Source organism: Clostridium sp. chh4-2 (assembly GCF_002899675.1).
Taxonomy (GTDB): domain Bacteria; phylum Bacillota; class Clostridia; order Lachnospirales; family Lachnospiraceae; genus CHH4-2.
Genome location: NZ_PKUU01000005.1, coordinates 127765 through 144611 on the forward strand (window position 1 = coordinate 127765; position 16847 = coordinate 144611).

The 16847-nt window shown below is 44.3% G+C and carries 15 protein-coding genes; 3 read left to right on the top strand and 12 right to left on the bottom strand.

Translation table 11 applies throughout. The annotated features are described in order from the left end of the window. Positions 1–53 precede the first annotated feature (53 nt). The 3 genes from feoB to C0033_RS06960 form a co-directional block, all read right to left on the bottom strand. A complete protein-coding gene (gene feoB, locus C0033_RS06950) occupies positions 54–2399 on the bottom strand; it encodes a ferrous iron transport protein B (RefSeq protein ID WP_103227151.1) in 2346 nt (781 codons plus the stop codon). Between the two features lie 132 nt (positions 2400–2531). After that, a complete protein-coding gene (locus C0033_RS06955; protein ID WP_242984435.1) occupies positions 2532–3584 on the bottom strand; it encodes a GHKL domain-containing protein in 1053 nt (350 codons plus the stop codon). A gap of 288 nt (positions 3585–3872) precedes the next feature. Then, on the bottom strand, positions 3873–4583 hold the full coding sequence (locus C0033_RS06960; protein WP_103227153.1) for a LytTR family DNA-binding domain-containing protein: 711 nt from the start codon (positions 4581–4583) through the stop codon (positions 3873–3875). Positions 4584–4890: 307 nt separating this feature from the next. Between C0033_RS06960 and C0033_RS06965 the strand changes: the two genes are divergently transcribed. Together C0033_RS06965 and C0033_RS06970 are read left to right on the top strand one after the other, a co-directional pair. Next, a complete protein-coding gene (locus tag C0033_RS06965; RefSeq protein ID WP_103227154.1) occupies positions 4891–5922 on the top strand; it encodes a DUF6709 family protein in 1032 nt (343 codons plus the stop codon). A gap of 1 nt (position 5923) precedes the next feature. Further along, on the top strand, positions 5924–6676 hold the full coding sequence (locus tag C0033_RS06970; protein ID WP_103227155.1) for a hypothetical protein: 753 nt from the start codon (positions 5924–5926) through the stop codon (positions 6674–6676). A gap of 148 nt (positions 6677–6824) precedes the next feature. Here the strand turns inward: C0033_RS06970 and C0033_RS06975 are convergent, their stop codons facing one another. The 6 genes from C0033_RS06975 to C0033_RS07000 form a co-directional block, all read right to left on the bottom strand. Beyond that, on the bottom strand, positions 6825–7769 hold the full coding sequence (locus tag C0033_RS06975; RefSeq protein WP_103227156.1) for an HNH endonuclease signature motif containing protein: 945 nt from the start codon (positions 7767–7769) through the stop codon (positions 6825–6827). Beyond that, positions 7766–8152 (bottom strand): NUDIX domain-containing protein, encoded by a 387-nt coding sequence (locus C0033_RS06980; protein WP_180994601.1) that lies wholly within the window; start codon positions 8150–8152, stop codon positions 7766–7768. Before C0033_RS06980 ends, C0033_RS06975 begins: the two co-directional genes overlap by 4 nt. A gap of 70 nt (positions 8153–8222) precedes the next feature. Further along, entirely contained in the window at positions 8223–9080 is an 858-nt protein-coding gene (locus tag C0033_RS06985) for an aldo/keto reductase (protein ID WP_103227158.1), read from the bottom strand. A 100-nt stretch (positions 9081–9180) separates the two neighbouring features. Then, entirely contained in the window at positions 9181–10143 is a 963-nt protein-coding gene (locus C0033_RS06990; protein ID WP_103227159.1) for an aldo/keto reductase, read from the bottom strand. A 32-nt stretch (positions 10144–10175) separates the two neighbouring features. Continuing rightward, entirely contained in the window at positions 10176–10493 is a 318-nt protein-coding gene (locus tag C0033_RS06995; protein ID WP_103227160.1) for a carboxymuconolactone decarboxylase family protein, read from the bottom strand. Positions 10494–10577: 84 nt separating this feature from the next. Further along, the gene (locus tag C0033_RS07000; RefSeq protein ID WP_103227161.1) at positions 10578–11087 is read right to left on the bottom strand and encodes a flavodoxin; all 510 of its coding nucleotides are present in this window, start codon (positions 11085–11087) and stop codon (positions 10578–10580) included. 112 nt (positions 11088–11199) lie between these two features. On the opposite strand from C0033_RS07000, the gene C0033_RS07005 reads away from it, so the two are divergent. Beyond that, complete coding sequence (locus C0033_RS07005) at positions 11200–12087, top strand: LysR family transcriptional regulator (protein ID WP_103227162.1); 888 nt, start codon at positions 11200–11202, stop codon at positions 12085–12087. A 62-nt stretch (positions 12088–12149) separates the two neighbouring features. Here C0033_RS07005 and C0033_RS07010 read toward each other — a convergent pair whose 3' ends face one another. The 3 genes from C0033_RS07010 to C0033_RS07020 all read right to left on the bottom strand — a co-directional run bounded on the left by C0033_RS07010 (position 12150) and on the right by C0033_RS07020 (position 16680). Further along, positions 12150–12698 (bottom strand): DUF6144 family protein, encoded by a 549-nt coding sequence (locus C0033_RS07010; protein WP_103227163.1) that lies wholly within the window; start codon positions 12696–12698, stop codon positions 12150–12152. 131 nt (positions 12699–12829) lie between these two features. Continuing rightward, entirely contained in the window at positions 12830–13660 is an 831-nt protein-coding gene (locus C0033_RS07015) for a GyrI-like domain-containing protein (protein ID WP_103227164.1), read from the bottom strand. Between the two features lie 11 nt (positions 13661–13671). Then, a complete protein-coding gene (locus C0033_RS07020; RefSeq protein ID WP_103227165.1) occupies positions 13672–16680 on the bottom strand; it encodes a 3'-5' exonuclease in 3009 nt (1002 codons plus the stop codon). Positions 16681–16847: the final 167 nt, after the last annotated feature.

A 16847-nucleotide genomic window follows, 5' to 3' on the forward strand; every position in this document is an offset into this window, starting at 1 on the left:
TCATAACTTATGTAATTTTCTTTACAATATCCATTCCATCCGATTCTTTGCATTTAAAATAACATTGCAATTGCATGAACGATAAATCCTGCCACCCAGGCAATCGCACACTGCCCAAACACCACCAGCAGAGCCCATTTTCCGCCCAATTCCCTTTTCACCGACGCCACAGCGGCCACACATGGCGTATAGAGAAGCGAAAATACCAGCAAAGCGGCAGCTCCGGCCGGCGCAAGAACCGTTAACAGTTCCTCCGTGGATCCAAAAAGCACAGATAACGTGGACACAACGCTCTCCTTTGCCATAAAGCCTGTAATCAATGCGGTTGACATTCTCCAGTCGCCAAACCCTAACGGTGTAAAGATGGGCGCAATGAGTCCGGCCACGCCCGCCAGTATGCTGTCTGAAGAATCGGATACCCTGTTGAGTCCCAAATTAAAGCTCTGTAAAAACCAGATAACAATCGTCGCCACAAAGATCACGGTAAATGCTCTCTGCAGGAAATCCTTCGCTTTTTCCCATAACAGCTGCCCGACATTTTTCGCTCCCGGCATGCGGTAATTGGGAAGTTCCATTACAAACGGCACCGGCTCCCCTTTAAACATGGTTCCTTTCATAAGAAGGGCGAACAAAATTCCCATGATAATACCCATAAAATAAAGTCCGATCATCACAAGCGCCCCATGTTTCGGGAAAAATGCCGCCGTAAAAAATGCATAAATCGGAAGTTTTGCGGAACAGCTCATAAACGGAATCATCAATATCGTCATTTTCCGGTCCCGCTCCGAAGACAACGTTCTCGTCGCCATAACTCCCGGAACGGAGCACCCAAAACCGATCAGCATCGGCACAATGCTCCTGCCGGAAAGCCCCATTTTCCTAAGCAGCTTGTCCATAATAAATGCAACTCGGGCCATATAACCGCTGTCTTCCAAAAGAGACAGGAAGAAAAACAAAGTCACAATCACGGGAAGGAAGCTGATCACGCTGCCGATCCCGCTGAATATACCGTCAATCACCAGGGAATGCAGAGCCGAATTCACATGAAGCGCAGTCATTCCCCGGTCCACTGCTTCCGTCAGCCAGGTTACGCCCATATCGCACAAGCTTTGCAGTGCCGCACCGATCACATTAAACGTGAGCCAGAACACCAGAGCCATAATTCCCACAAATGCAGGAATCCCCGTATATTTGCCCGTCAGGGTCTTATCAATTCTCCTGCTCCGAATCCGTTCCTTGCTTTCATGGGGTTTAATAACCGTAGCTTCACATGCCTCTCCGATATAGTTAAAACGCATGTCTGCAATGGCCGCAGCCCGGTCCATTCTGCTTTCATTTTCCATCTGTAAAATGATATGTTCCAGCATTTCCTTCTCATTCTGCGTCAAATTCAGGCTGTCCAGCACGATCTGGTCGCCTTCTGCCAGTTTGCTGGCGGCAAAACGCACCGGAATGCCCGTTGCCTTCGCATGATCCTCGATCAGATGCATGATGGCATGAACGCAGCGGTGAACTGCATTCTCCCCTCCGTCGGCGTTACAAAAGTCGATCTCTCCCGGACTTTCCTGATACTTTGCTATATGCAGCGCATGGCTTACAAGCTCCCCAATTCCCTCTCCTTTTGACGCGGAAATGGGGATGACCGGAACGCCGAGAAATGCTTCCAGGTCGTTAATCAGAATGGAACCGTTATTTTCCCTGATCTCATCCATCATATTAAGAGCAATAACCATGGGAATGTTCAGCTCCATCAGCTGCATGGTCAGATAAAGATTTCTCTCTATATTGGTGGCATCCACAATATTAATGATGCCCTTCGGCTTATCCTTCAGCAGAAATTCCCTGGTAACAATCTCTTCACTGCTGTACGGCGACATGGAATAGATGCCCGGAAGGTCGGTTATCAGCGTATCCTTATGCCCTTTAATCACGCCATCCTTCCGGTCTACCGTAACGCCCGGAAAGTTTCCCACATGCTGATTGGAACCTGTTAACTGGTTAAATAACGTGGTCTTTCCACAGTTTTGATTGCCCACCAGAGCAAACGTGAGCACGGTTCCTTCCGGAAGCGGATTGGCCTCTTCTTCCGTATGGTATTTGCCGCCTTCACCTAGACCGGGGTGTTGTGTTCTTTTCTTTTTCACTATCTTTGTTCTGTTTATAACTTCTTTATGATAAGATTCTCCGATCTCAATTTTCTTTGCATCGTCTAATCGAAGTGATAACTCATAGCCATGAATCCTGATTTCAATGGGATCTCCCATGGGAGCGTATTTCACAACGGTGATTTCCGCGCCTTGGATCAGACCCATATCTAAAAAATGCTGTCTCAGAGCACCGCTTCCTCCGACAGAGATTATCTTAGCTGTTTTTCCTATGTCTAAGTCACTTAAAAACATTAGCGCCACCTCTCTTTTGTTAGTCATGTCTAATCATAATACGCAATGCCAAGATCTGCAACCCCGTTTTAAAGTAAAACGTGAAGGCATTTCTGAAAATGCCTTCACGCTTAATGTAAAAAACTTCATTTCCTACGCATCCTTCCCCTCCGGAAATGCCATAGTAACGGAAAATTCATCCGCACAATAATCAATATTCATATACCCCCCATACCGTTCCGTAACCCTCTTCATATTCTTCAGCCCATGTCCGTGAAATCCCTCATCCTTTTTCGTAGTCTGAATGCAGTGTTCCTTAATAACGATTGGATTGACCTTCGGATTCTTTATCTCCACCCAGATTAAATGTTTTTTCTTAAATATTCTCAGCCGTACATATTTGGCTGCTTCTTCATCTGTAATTTCATTACAGGCGGTTATGGCATTTTCCAAAGGATTTTCGAACAGGGTATAGAGGTCGGGAAATGCGATAAAGGAAAACTCCGCGTATTGTATATCCGTCTCAAACTTTATATGGGAAAAATTGCAGCGGAGCTGTGTCTGAATTAAAATTGCACGGAGGGCCGGTGACGGGATGAATGCAAAACGGCAGCTCTCCTCGATGTTTCGGAGCATTTCATGGGAATACGTCTGAAGCTCATTTGAAACCGGACTGCCTTCTTCATGGACCAGCCGCTTAATGCCTTCCAGCTGTTTTGTATAATCGTGTACAAACCCTTTCATCTCTTCGATAAACTGGTCCTGCTGCCCGATGATCATCCGGTTCTGCTCTTCCAACCGGCTCAGACGGTCCAGTTCCCGCTGAAGCTGGTACCGTTTCCTGGAATTATTGTCTCCAAATATGACGATCATGTTCATCAACAGCAGCCCCAGCGAAAAAAGGATGCTGCGGAGGGAAGCAGACGCATCGGGAGTATCCACGGACAGGACATAATATTCCATTAGTATGCTGATGAGCGGTACCGAAATAATGGAAAAATTGTTGGAAATGACTGGGTCTTTCTCTTCATTTTGACGTTTCCAGATCATCACATGGCAGATACTGAATATAATGATACCCAAAATGCAGGTGCCCACAAGATTCAGGGCCGCATTTTTTATAGTTTCAGTTCCCGCTGCCGGAATGCTGGAATTATAAACCAGCGAATAAACCGATACGGGAATGAATTCACTTATGAGACTCAAAAAAGCTTCGGCGGCCGTGCAGATGAGCCGGGCTGTCACCGGGCCTTCAAACAGAAAAAAATTTATAAACAGTATAAATGAAAGGGCCGCACAGGTGTTGAGCACAGGCATATACAGAGAGTTTATAAGATGTAATAGGAGGGCTAAGATTATCAGTACGGCAGGGGAAAGATACTTCCGGTTTTCCCACCGGACACAGAAAAACTGTTTGGAAAACCAAAAGATCAGAATAAAATCCAATATGCATTTGCTCAGCGCCAAAATCGTGTTCAGCATTGTACATCCTCTCTAAATATCCGTGTTTTTCAGCAGGGCCTTCATAAACGAATCCTTGAAATGCGTGCTCAAAGGAAGCTTATCGCCTTTTGATATGGTGATTTCGCCAATCCTGACAGAATCCACCATATCCAGATTTACGATATAGCTTTTATGGGAAAATGCAAATTTTCCTTCGGGAGCACCGGCCATCAGCTCATCCAGGCTCTGCCAGGTGCTGATGATTTCATCATTTGTACAGACGATCCGGCGTTTGCGCTGTTTGGAATAGATATACATGATCCGGTCGGCGCGGATCAGTTCCGATTGGGAATCCCGGATGATCTTCATATATGCTACGGTCCGCTTTAATTTGGAAATGCAGGCTTTCAGCACGGTTTGAATCTGTTCTTCGTTAAAGGGCTTTAAAATGAACCGGAAAGGTTCTGCGCGGTATCCTTCAATGGACATGGATTTCAGCACGGTCATAATGACAATTACTGCCGTATTGCCCAAGGATCTCAGCTTTTCTGCTGCGTCGATCCCCACATTTTTATTGCCAAAACGGACATCCAGAAATAAAATGTCATATTCCGGCGGACGTTCAAACAGTTCTTCTATGGAAGACAGCTCTATAATATCGATTTCTATATCATTGGAAAAGGAATATCTGAGGATGTATTTTCTCAATTGACTGCGTATGGATAATTCATCATCACAGATGCATACGGTACATTTATTCATATGTAAACTCCATTGTCAGAAAATTAGTTCATTTTTCATGTAGTAATAGTATAATGTCTTATTCTATGTTTGTCAAAGCATCCCTGCTGTATGTCATTTTTTTGGCATCAGGGATGCCTTTTGATGCAGGAACCGGCACAGATGTCGGAAAGCTGAACTGCTGCTTTTTCGGACAAGAAAATCCATGTTTCAGACAAGGATACGCGTGACCCTCTCTCATTTCTGCTATATTGTAAAAGATATTTAATAAATGCAGAAGGTAAAAAATAATAAGGCTGCATTTGATGACGACAGGAGGAAACGTAACATGGGACGGGAAAATGAAAGTAAAAGCTTGCTGGAAAACGAACTGAAAAAGGGTATGTTCAAATCGACAGCGCCGATCGCTCTGATTATGACAATTCTTGGATTGTTTATTATGATTTCGGTTGGCGGCTATCTGCTTAAATATATCCGGGGTCCGATACCGTTAGAGGAGGTATACGGCACTGAAGCGGTTAAAAATGAGTATGTAACCTTACGGGTTCAATATGTGCTGGACGGCTTCATGGAAACCTACCGCACCCGAAACAGCGTAAGAAGAAAATCAGACGTTTACTACCTGGTACTGGATGAAGATTTGGGGGCTGTGCCGCTGCGCGTACCCAACGCCAAAGATCGTGAAAACATAGAACGCCTCATAGACGAGACATGGGATTATCTGCAGGGGCTTCAGGCGGAACCGCCTCAAGGTATTGAGATTACCGGAACCATGAAACTTTTAAAGGGAGACGGAGAACGCTATTATCAGGAGGCTCTGAACGATTATCAGCTGGACGGTTTGGAGGAGAATTACTATCTATGGGCCGGACTGCTGGATAATCAGACGCCAAGCAGCGCTATGGGCATCGAAGCTGTGGGAACCGCCATCGCCCTTTTGGGATTATGGCTGTTGTCCAAATTATTTAGAAATGAACATAAAAAAAGCATCCGGGCATTTTTAGAAAGCCACCAAACGGTCAGAAGAGAAGATTTGGAAGAGGATTTCCGAAATTCGGAGAAAATATGCGGCCAGTTCTGGATTGGATATAATTGTACTTATGGAATCTGCAGCAAGCCGGAGATTTTGTTGAATGCAGAGATTAGCAAAGTCTGGTTCAATGTAAGAAAATCAGGCCGCACCACCGTCCAGGAACTGATATGCCTGACTGCGGATGGAAAGGAACATTGTTTCTCCATGAACCGAAATAAGGCGGATCAGGCCATTAAACGGTATCAATCCATTGACTCTGAGCTGGCAAAGAGGACGGGACTTCGCGACAAAGCCATGATGGGCGGCACTAATAAGGAGGAATTATAAAATGGAACAATATTTCAAAACTATGGACGAATCATACCGAAGCAAAAACTACCCGGATCACTCCGTTTTTAAGGCTTACGAAAAAACACTGAAAAAGAAGAGTCCTGCCGCTTTCATCATTATGGGAATCTTCATGGCAGGAGGTCTCGCGGGACTGATCTGGGCCATCGGAAAAACTCTGGGATTTTCCAAGGACGGAAACAGCGACATGGTTCCAATCGGAATTGGGCTGAGCATATTTTTCCTGATCATTACCCTGCTCTTTTTAGTCGTTCTCATTATCCTCACTAAGGATTTAAAGAAGAATACGGATGACTGGATCCGTCAGTCCGCTAAAGCAGGAGGCTGCAGCGAAGGGGAGATACGTGACTTTGACCGTCAGGCCATGGAAGCAGACAGCCTGATTCTGAACCATCTCGGCCCCATTAAATCAGCTTTTACCGGACAAAAAAATGGAATCCTTACAAAAGATTATATCTGCCTCTACTCAAACGACTTTCCGAACGTGATGAAGGTCAGCGGAATAACCGGCGCTTACCTGACGGATAATACCTACAGTGTAAATGTGGGGAAAACTACAAAGCAGGCCCACTATCTGACCATCAGCCTGGTTAATGAAAATAAAAATACCATATGTGCGGAGACTTCTAAAGAATCGGGAATGGCTCTTCAGGAGCTGTTAAAAAACCGGCGTCCGGAAATCGATACGGCTAATGGAGCCGTGCTGTCTGTAGAGGATGTCAGAAGGATGTAATTTTATACATAAAACCGGGTGTTGGATAGTATCCGTAAACAATAACATTACATTAACAGCAAGGGCTGAATAGCATTCCATGCCATTCAGCCCTTGAAACTTAGCGTTAACCTTAACTGAGTTTGCAGCTCGCTTTTACTTTTCCGTCTTACAACTCTGTTTTTTCTGCATAAGCTAATAATCTGTGATACTGCTTTTCATTATCCTTCGCGACCGCCTCTAATAAAAAAAGATCTTTCTTATCCCTTAATATGTGAACTTTCCTATGGCAATTAGGGCAAACTGCCACCACATTATCCATCGTATCACTTCCACCATCTGCTAACCGTTTCACATGGTGTTCTTCTAAATATGGCTTTCCATCCCTATCACAAAAGGGGGCTTTATCACCACACATTTGGCACTTCCCTTTTGCAAGGAATTTAACCATTTCTTTTATATAGGCATTGCGATAATAAACAACACTTTCCTTTTTTTGAGTTTCTTTTGATTTACCTTTTTTAATTTGAATTGCTAAATTTTCAGGTGATAACTGTTTTGCTTTTGTTTCTTCTAAATCCATGAGACTCTCAAGATCCGTTACTAGACTTTGTACTTCTTCCCTTGGATCAAGCAAATTTAATACTCGTTGTTTCTCTATCTCACTTTTCTGAATTAAAGCAGTCTGCCTTATAATAAACTCAAACATCGATCTATTTGCCTCAAATAGATACCCCATATTTCCTCTACCAAGCCTATTAAAAGGTGCATATTTCTGAGGTTGTAATTTCAATAACTCTTCTTTATAGTCCGACGTTATAATCGTGTCTGTAAAAGAAATGTAATCTGTATCCACTCTCCATCCGTCCATCTGCCACTGATCATCTGGCAATTCTTCTGGTCTTTTTGCTACATAAACATCTCTTTCTACAAAACTAACTGCCATTATCTTTTTTCTATAACTATGTATAATGACATCTCCGCGCCTTACTTCCTTCATCTTCTCCCAATGAGCTGCTTTTTTTCCATCATTGCTGCTTTGTGGTGCCCACAAATATCCTCCATGGAATTCCTCGTAAAATGTTTTATTTTGAAATACAAAAAAATATTTCATTCTAATTCCTCCAAACACCCTTGATGAACAAGTAATTCATCCACCGGCGCCAGCTTATATTTGAGGATCTGGCCCTTTTCCACCCAAGCAATCTCTCTGTGCACACTGAGCTGAAAATTATCGTCTAATAAAGCGGCTTTATATAACGCCATGATATATTCTTTATCTTCAACACAAAACCGCTGTTCTCCAAGGAATTTCTCCATTTTCAGATTTACTTTTAACTCTTCCATGATCTCCCTTTTTAAACAGCTTTCATCCGATTCATTGTCTTCTACTTTTCCGCCGGGAAATTCCCAATAATCAGCCAAAGATCCATAACTACGCTTAGCTATTAAAATCTTTTCACCTTTTACGATAGCGGCTGCTATAATTCTGCGCATATGCATCACCTCAGATTCATTATACAATAAATCATTCCGTTTCCAATGCATAATTTATATTTTTACCATATTATTTATTCTTACGCTCTTCCACCATCTGAACGAACCATTCCACAGTAGCCGGATCATGATGGGAGAAAAATGAACTCTGCTTTTTATCAAGAGCCCCGATCTTATCCATATCTTCTGCGCTCAATGAAAAATCGAACACATTAAAATTTTCCACCATGCGCTCATAATGGGTGGATTTTGGAATAACCACCACACCGCGCTGGATCTGCCAGCGAAGCATTACCTGAGCCGTTGTTTTTCCATATTTTCCGCCGATTTCTCTCAATGTAACATCTTCAAAAAGACCGCCTCTTCCTTCACCAAAAGGAGCCCACGCCTCTATCTGAATGCCGTATTTATCCATATATTCTTTTGCCAGTACCTGCTGATTATAAGGATGGGTTTCCACCTGATTGACCATCGGACGGATGCGGGAAAAAGATGCAAGATCCACCAGCCGGTCGGGATAAAAATTGGAAATTCCCACGGCACGGAGTTTTCCCTCCTCATACAAGTCTTCCAATGCCCTCCACGCGCCGTAATAATCGGAAAACGGCTGATGCAGCAGCATAAGGTCTATATAATCGGTCTTCAGCTTATATAGGGATTCTTCCACAGATTTTCTGCATTCCTCATAGCCGTAATGTTCCAGCCACACTTTTGATGTTAAAAAGATTTCTTCTCTCAGTATGCCTGACTTTTTAATCGCAGAGCCCACCTCTTCTTCGTTAAAATATGCCTGGGCCGTGTCAATGGAGCGGTATCCCGCTTTTAAAGCGTCCAGCACGCATCTTTCGCACTCCTCTTTTGTTACCTGATATACGCCATAGCCTAATATGGGCATCTTTATGCCGTTGCTCAATGTTACATACTCCATACTTTTTTCTCCTTTTCAGTCAAAATTTCACCGGCCCGCTCTGCATTTTGGGGGGAGGCAGCTGGGCCGGCTCTCGGGAAGCCACCGCTGCACTTTATGTTTACAGCGCTCCCACAACTTTGTGCGGGACGTATGCTTCTTCCAGATATTCAATATCCTGTGGTGTCAGCTTCACGTCAAAACTGCCCGCCGCATCGTCAAAATACTTAGCTTTTGTGGCTCCAATAATCGGCGATACAACGCCTTTTGCAAACTGCCATGCCAGGGCGGTCTGCGTCATCGTGACGCCCTTTTTCTCTGCAAGTTCCGATACTCTTCTGACAATCTCCATATCACTGTCTTGGGTTTTGTCATATTTTCCTTTTGCAACCACATCGGTCCGGCTTCTCATCGTGTCCGCCGACCAGTTGGGACGCGCCAGCCTTCCGGCAGCCAGTGGACTGTAGGGCGTTCTGGCCACATTCTGCTCGTCGCAGATAGGAATCAGTTCCCGCTCATCTTCCCGGTAAAGCAGATTATAATGATTCTGCATGGAAACAAATTTTGTCCACCCGTTCATCTTCGCAGCATGCTGCATGTTCATGAACTGGTATCCATACATGGCCGATGCGCCGATCGCGCGCACTTTGCCGGACTGGACGACTTTATGAAGCGCTCCCATCGTCTCTTCAATCGGTGTGTCATAGTCGAACCGGTGGATGATTAACAGGTCGATATAATCTGTACCAAGCCGTTTTAATGATCCTTCCACTTCCCTTGGTATCGCTTCTTTCGAAAGTTTTCCGTCATTAAAGTAAACTTTCGTCGCTAAAACCACTTTGTCTCTCGCTGCGTTATTCTTTATCGCTCTTCCCAGATATTCCTCGCTGGTTCCTGCTGAATAACAGTTGGCGGTATCGAAAAAATTAATTCCCAGGGACAGGGCGTGCTTGATGATATCCTCGCTTTCCTGAGGATTCAGCGTCCAAGCGTGCATTTTGCTGGCGGGATCGCCAAAGCTCATGCATCCTACGCACAAACGCGATACTACAATTCCGGAATTTCCCAACTTTGCATATTCCATATGTTAATCCGCCTTTCTTTCACAACTATTCTTTATTCCCATATCTCTTTTGCCATATTAAACGCCGCCCATGCCTTTGGCCATCCTGCATAAAAAGCCGCATGGGTAAGAATTTCCGCAATCTCTTCCTTTGTCACTCCATGTTTTTTTGCATTGGAAAGATGAAACTTCAAAGAACTATCTAAAATGCCGCTGGCCATCAACGCGGTTACCGTGACAATACATCGGTCTCTGGCCGATAATTTATCTTCTCTGGACCAAACCTCTCCAAACAGCACCTCGTCATTTAACTGGGCAAATTTCGGTGCGAATTCTCCCAACTGGTCTCTTCCTGCCGTTACTTTTTCCATATTCTTTCATCCCTTCTCTTTACTATGATCTCTCTTGGTCTGTTTTTCCACGATTTCGATAATCAGCGCAGTAAATACACAGACCTACCGGGCGCTTACCCATTCCTCAATATTTTTTCCGGCATTTTTCACACTTCCGCCGCGGAGGGCCAAGCCGGATTCCACATTTGCTCCCGAACACAGCTTTTGGATGTCCCGGACGCTGCTGCCCAATCCGCTGCCCTCATGAGTGCAGAACGGTTTGATTGTCTTTCCCGTAAAATCAAAGTATTCCAAAAAGGTATATACCGCCATTGGCATCGTTCCCCAATAATTAGGAAAACCCAGATAAATGATCTCATACGAATCAATGCTTGCAGGATAACCGGCCAGTTCCGGACGGGCGTCCCGTCTCTGATCGTCCTGTGCCTGTGCAATGCACTCGTTATAATTCTTAGAATAAGCATGACGGGGCTCTATCTTAAATGTATCCCCGCCTGTCAACTTTTGTATCATACCTGCCGCCACCTCAGTATTTCCAACCGAAAGATCTCTTATCTCGCCATTTACATAATTTTGATCTGCTCTTGAAAAGAATGCGATTAAATCAGCCATTACTTCACCTCCTGTTTTTCTTATCTTTATTGTATCTTCGTCGGCGTTGATTTTGAATCTCCTATGTGTTATTATAGCGTTAACTTAAAGTTAATACTAAGGAGGATGTCTCATGTACAATCATATGCTGGATACATTTATCATGGCTGCGGACTGCGGCAGTTTTACCAAAGCGGCTGAACGCCTGTATATCTCCCCCACCGCTGTGATGAAACAGATGAATGCCCTGGAAACCCATCTGGATATCAAACTGATCGAACGCACCCCGTCCGGTATCCGGCTGACAGCCGCAGGTGCAGTCATCTATCAAGACGCCAAGTTCATGATCGACTACTCCGCAAAATCCATTGCCAGCGCCAAAGCCGCCCTCCATAAAAGTGATACCACATTCTGCATCGGCACCTCGCTTTTGAATCCTGCAAAGCCTTTTATGGATTTGTGGTATCGAATTAATAAGGATTTTCCCGAATATAAGCTTCATCTTGTGACGTTTGAAGACAATCACGAGGGGATTCTTTCAGAGATCGAACAGTTGGGAAAGAAATTTGATTTTTTGATCGGCGTATGCGACTCTAAGGCCTGGCTCTCCCGCTGCAATTTTCTGCCTCTCGGCAGATATAAAAAAATGATCGCAGTTTCCAGGGAGCACCGCCTTGCCGTCAAAGAACGGATTGATATTGAAGATTTGTATGGAGAAACATTGATGATGGTGGAACGGGGGGATTCCGGCGTCAATGATTTTCTGAGAAATGATCTGGAAAAGCATCATCCGCAGATCAGGATTGAAGATACCCCTCAATTTTATGATTTATCGGTATTTAACCGCTGTGCCGAAACAGGGAATGTGCTGCTCACCCTTGAATGCTGGCAGGACGTTCATCCCGGCCTGGTGTCTATTCCTGTGAATTGGGATTACAGCATTCCTTACGGCCTGCTGTATAGTTTTGACGCGCCGGAAGATGTGTGCAGATTTGCTGAGACGGCAAAGGAACTTTATTGAAGAAAACAGACTTGGATTTCGAAAAAATGAGGGCGGGACGGCAAATCCCGCCCCGGTCTATGCTACCGCCAAACGGGGTTATGGAGAGTAATTTTCATAAGGCATACATCATCTCCCGTCTTTATACTTTTTAGTAAATCAACATCCGCATCGCAGGCAAACGCCTTTTCAAAAAGGACTTTGCTGTAACCGGCAGTACATTGGCACCATGTATTGTTTTCTAACCGTTCCACGTCCGCCAGCATCGGACAGGGGCAATAATTAAATTGAAGAAAAAGCTCGCCGTCTTTGCAGAAAAGTCCGGCTGCCTTTGCTTTCTCTGAGCTTGTAAACTCTTCTAAGTTTTTAGCATCTGCCATCAACTCCTTCACAAGGGCAGCTTTTTCATCCATCCCATAGCCACACTGACAGTTCATTCGTATTTTCTTTATTGTCCGGAATTCAAACTTATTTTCCAGACGGCCCATTACCGACTTCACCCACTCAGAATCGCTTTCTGTCTCTGCCGTCCGATCATTCCCATATACCACTTCATCGGCTGTATCTGCATTGCTTTCCGCTTTGACTGCTTCATAGATCACATTCTCTTGAATTTTTCTTATATCGAACATTGCTTCCTCCATATTTTTGACATTTTAACTGCGCTGACTAGAAAAAGACCTTCCTTCTATCATCAGAAGTATTTCTAACACTTCTAATTATAGAAAAAAGGTCTTCCTGCCGTCTTCTGAATTCTTGCTTTTTAAATGGGAATGCATAAATCCATAACAACACTATGATTGTCCCGGTCAATGTGGCGATAAATATTCAATCCGTAGCGCTGCGCCATCACGTAACCGCTTTGAGGAAGCCAAACGGTAAAAATCCCCTGCAATGTCTCATAAATATCCTTGATTTCCCCGTCAAAATGATACACAATCCACTTGCCGCCCCTGATCCACATCACATGATCCAGACCGCAGTCCTGTTTAACCGTCATGCAGATATCGCAGATACATTGTGATGAGTTTGTAATGGACGGATCGTTAAAAAAACGCTCGATCAGAATTGTCTTTTCATCCAAAAATCCGTTGTACTTATCTAAAAACTGATACCAGTTCTTTTCAATATCCGCATAGTTTCCAATAAACCGCTCATACAGCACAAAAAAGTCATGAAGCTCCAGAATCTCTATCTGTCTGCCATATTCATCAGCAGTTTTAAAATGAACGGTACGCTCCGGAGCAAAAGGAACCTGCATACTGCGATTTTCAATTGACTGTTTAAACATCGTTGGAGAGATCTCGTGATGCTTTTTAAATACAGAGCTATAATTGGAAGAACTGTATCCATAATCTAAGCCAATATCCGAAATCGTTCTGTCCGGGTTCAGTTTTATATCCACTGCGCTTTGGTCAACCTTACACCGTTTAATAAATGCATATACCGATTCGCCGGTTTCTTCTTTAAATATCCGGCTGAAATGATATTTTGACATGAAGCACCGGGCAGATATGGTATCCAGGGTTAAATCCTCATCTAAATGGTTCATAATATAATCAATGCTTTGGTTAACAAGTTTTTTCCTGTCCATATATCTCCATTTTACAGTAAATTTTTAAAGAAATAATCGATCACCTTATCCTCTTCCGTGCATAGATAAGGGCCATACATAGGCAGCGTGCAACACATCACCGGCCTTCCTGCAGGAACCAGTATCTGATATCCGTTGTTTGAAAGAATGCAGGCAGGCCGCTCTGATTTATTTCCGAAAGAGATATATTTCGCCGTATAGTTTAAATCCAGCAGCTGTTTATCGAACAGCCCTCTGGCCTTCAATACCTCTTTTTTCGTCCAGTCAAAATACGTCCATGTCCGGTCTTTCGGCGTATTGGCGATCTGTCTTGGAAATGAGGCGCTTTCGGCGAGAAGAAGTTTATCTTTTTCCGTATAAAAAGAGATTCTGCCCGTTTTCTTATCGATCCGTAAAACCAGCTTTTCTGTGGCTATCTCCACCCTGTCCTTTAGTTCCCTGCAATTCCAGGCCGGTTTTGAAGCGGCTGCAAGTTCTTTTGGGATATCCGGGAGTTCACCAATTGGTTCTTTGGAAAAACTGACGCGGACCGTATCCCCGGATATGGGCGTAATTCTCAGGATTCCGTAGGCATTGGACAGTTCAATCCAGGTTTTACCACGGTTCATCCATCGAATCGCCAGATTCATATTGGAGCGGCCAGACGGCCTTAACCTGGCATTATCCGGTATCCGGCCAAACTCGGTGACTTCCGGCTTGCTTTTTGCCTTTTGTGATTTTGCAGCCAGCTTTGCTTCGATGGGATTTTGAACAACGATTCGCTTCGGCCCCACTTTATTGCGGAATTCAAATTCGAATTTTGCCTGCTGCACCCGCTCTTTATCCAGTTCTTTATTGGTCTTAGGCTGTTTTTCTACAATGTCCTTCCCCGATGTTTTTGGCAGACTGACAAGGTTTTTCTGTTTTTGTTCTTCCGAAACCGGAACTCCAATCAGATCCGTCACTTTTCCAGTATAGAGCACGGTCAGTTCATGAAGCGCTCTGGTGGCTGCCACATAGAGAAGCCTTGCAAAACCGTCCTCCGCCGGATAGCTTTTGTCGTTGGCATTAAACAGGAGAACCACATCGAATTCCAATCCTTTGGCATATTCTATGGGAAGAACCATTACGCCGCTTCCGAATTCCTCTGTCTCGGCATTGAATTCCCGTATCTTCACCCGTTTTCCAAGCTGTTCGGATATCCTGTATACTTCCTCTTCGTCCCTGCAGATGACTGCCGCCGTCTCGTATTCGTTTTTCTGCCACTGGAGTATTGTATTGGCGGCTTCTTCAATCAGCTGTTCTTCATTCTCACATCCGGTGACCCGGACCTCATTTCCATGGCGGATAATCGGCTCCACGGGATAGACCGGGAAGTTCCCATGATGAAGGATGTCAGTCGCAAAATTTGAGATTTCCACTGTATTCCGGTAGCTTTTCCTCAACAGGCCGAAATAGTCATGGTCCCTGGTGAGCATAAGGCTTCTCAGCTCTTCCCAATCCGTCAGCCCGTAATCGAAATAAATATTCTGGGCTACATCGCCCATAATCGTGAATGTGCATTTGCTGAGGCAGTAATTCAAAGCTCCGTAAACCATCATTCCAAAATCCTGGGCTTCGTCTATTACAACGTGGCTCGCCTCCTGAATCACTTCCGTCTCCTTGATTCTCTTATACAGATAGGCCAATGCGGCCAGATCGTAGAGATCAAAAGATCCCTCAGGCAGGGAAACGCGGCTTCCTTTCTCATTCTGCTCCTTTAAAAAGCTGTCGTACAGTTCGAAAATGGAGCCTTTCCACTCCTTTTTTCCAAAATACGTCTGATAGCGCCTTACAAGCGATCTCTGTTCTTCCGGCGGATACGTATAATATCTTCCGTAAATCTCATTTTCCAGCTTTGCCATAAGATGTTCCGTCAGCTTGTCCAGTTTATCCGGAAGGGATAAATAATGAAACCGTTCCAGCAGTTTCTCAATGGAACTTTGGGTCATCAGCAGGTGATGATTCTTTTCTATATAAACGTCCGATCTTGGTATATAATTCCATTCATAGCGGCGGCAGAACTCTTCCAAAGCGTGAAACCAGGAAAAATTTCCTTTTATACAGGCTTCTTTATCCTGCCTGTCCAGCTTTTTAACGTTAAACTTTTCATCGTCCCAGTCTTCGTATAAAAGGCGTGTAAAAAGCTGCTCCATGGTCATCTGAGAAACGCCGTAAACATCCAGATCAGGCAGAATACCGGTGATATAGTTTAAAAGCATCCGGTTGCTGCCGATGATGTAGAAATCCTTTGGTTTAAATTCCAGGTCGTAATTGTACAGGATGTAGGAGATGCGGTGCATGGCTACAGTCGTCTTGCCGGAACCGGCTCCTCCCTGCACGATGACATTATACTGGGGCCTCTTGCGTATGATCTCATTCTGTTCCTGCTGGATCGTCGCGATGATATCGTTTAAAACGGTTCTTTTATTACGGGCCAGATATTTGGTAAGCAGCTCGTCGTTGGCCACCACATCGGAATCGTAAAAGTCCTTCAGCTGCCCGTCTTCAATTTCATAAGTACGTTTTCTGGAGAGATCGATCTCAAATGCGCCTTCCCCTTTTACCGAATAGGTGCATACTCCAATGGATTTTTCATAATAAACCGATGCGGCCGGTGCCCTCCAGTCAATGACCACCAGGTCTGCCGCATCTTTGGTGATGGCGGCCTTTCCAATATAATAGCATTCCTGATTTAACAGTTTTGTATCGGTAAAATCAATTCTGCCAAAATACGGTTTTTTTCTGCTGCGTTCCATGCGGAGCAGTTCCTGCCGCACCTGCTGGAACCTGGCATCGGTATTAAACCACAGAGCCAGACCTTCTTTATCTTCCGCGTCATATACTTCCTTCAATTCATGAAGTTCGTCCGCCAAATCCTGCACAGAGGCCTTTGCACGGTTTAAATTCTCGTCTGCGATGGCCAGGATATCTGAAAGCGTCTTCTTTTCCTCTTCCAGGGTAACTCCCGGTATACGGTTTGACTGATCGTTTTGTTTCATACCTGTCTCCCTTCTTTTTTCACAGCTGCTGTTCACCTCATTATATTATCAAAAAAAAGGAAAAAGTTATAGACTTGTATTTAAGAATTGTGTATAATGGATAATGAAGTGTGCCATGACGGTTGTCATGGCATTTTGATTACAAAAAGCTGCCGCCAGGATTCTAT

Bases quoted from the DNA above. Each gene is read 5' to 3' on its own strand.
- feoB (WP_103227151.1), bottom strand. From the start codon at position 2,399: ATGTTTTTAAGTGACTTAGACATAGGAAAAACAGCTAAGATAATCTCT.
- C0033_RS06960 (WP_103227153.1), bottom strand. From the start codon at position 4,583: ATGAATAAATGTACCGTATGCATCTGTGATGATGAATTATCCATACGC.
- C0033_RS06965 (WP_103227154.1), top strand. From the start codon at position 4,891: ATGGGACGGGAAAATGAAAGTAAAAGCTTGCTGGAAAACGAACTGAAA.
- C0033_RS06970 (WP_103227155.1), top strand. From the start codon at position 5,924: ATGGAACAATATTTCAAAACTATGGACGAATCATACCGAAGCAAAAAC.
- C0033_RS06975 (WP_103227156.1), bottom strand. From the start codon at position 7,769: ATGAAATATTTTTTTGTATTTCAAAATAAAACATTTTACGAGGAATTC.
- C0033_RS06980 (WP_180994601.1), bottom strand. From the start codon at position 8,152: ATGCGCAGAATTATAGCAGCCGCTATCGTAAAAGGTGAAAAGATTTTA.
- C0033_RS06985 (WP_103227158.1), bottom strand. From the start codon at position 9,080: ATGGAGTATGTAACATTGAGCAACGGCATAAAGATGCCCATATTAGGC.
- C0033_RS06990 (WP_103227159.1), bottom strand. From the start codon at position 10,143: ATGGAATATGCAAAGTTGGGAAATTCCGGAATTGTAGTATCGCGTTTG.
- C0033_RS06995 (WP_103227160.1), bottom strand. From the start codon at position 10,493: ATGGAAAAAGTAACGGCAGGAAGAGACCAGTTGGGAGAATTCGCACCG.
- C0033_RS07000 (WP_103227161.1), bottom strand. From the start codon at position 11,087: ATGGCTGATTTAATCGCATTCTTTTCAAGAGCAGATCAAAATTATGTA.
- C0033_RS07005 (WP_103227162.1), top strand. From the start codon at position 11,200: ATGTACAATCATATGCTGGATACATTTATCATGGCTGCGGACTGCGGC.
- C0033_RS07010 (WP_103227163.1), bottom strand. From the start codon at position 12,698: ATGTTCGATATAAGAAAAATTCAAGAGAATGTGATCTATGAAGCAGTC.
- C0033_RS07015 (WP_103227164.1), bottom strand. From the start codon at position 13,660: ATGGACAGGAAAAAACTTGTTAACCAAAGCATTGATTATATTATGAAC.
- C0033_RS07020 (WP_103227165.1), bottom strand. From the start codon at position 16,680: ATGAAACAAAACGATCAGTCAAACCGTATACCGGGAGTTACCCTGGAA.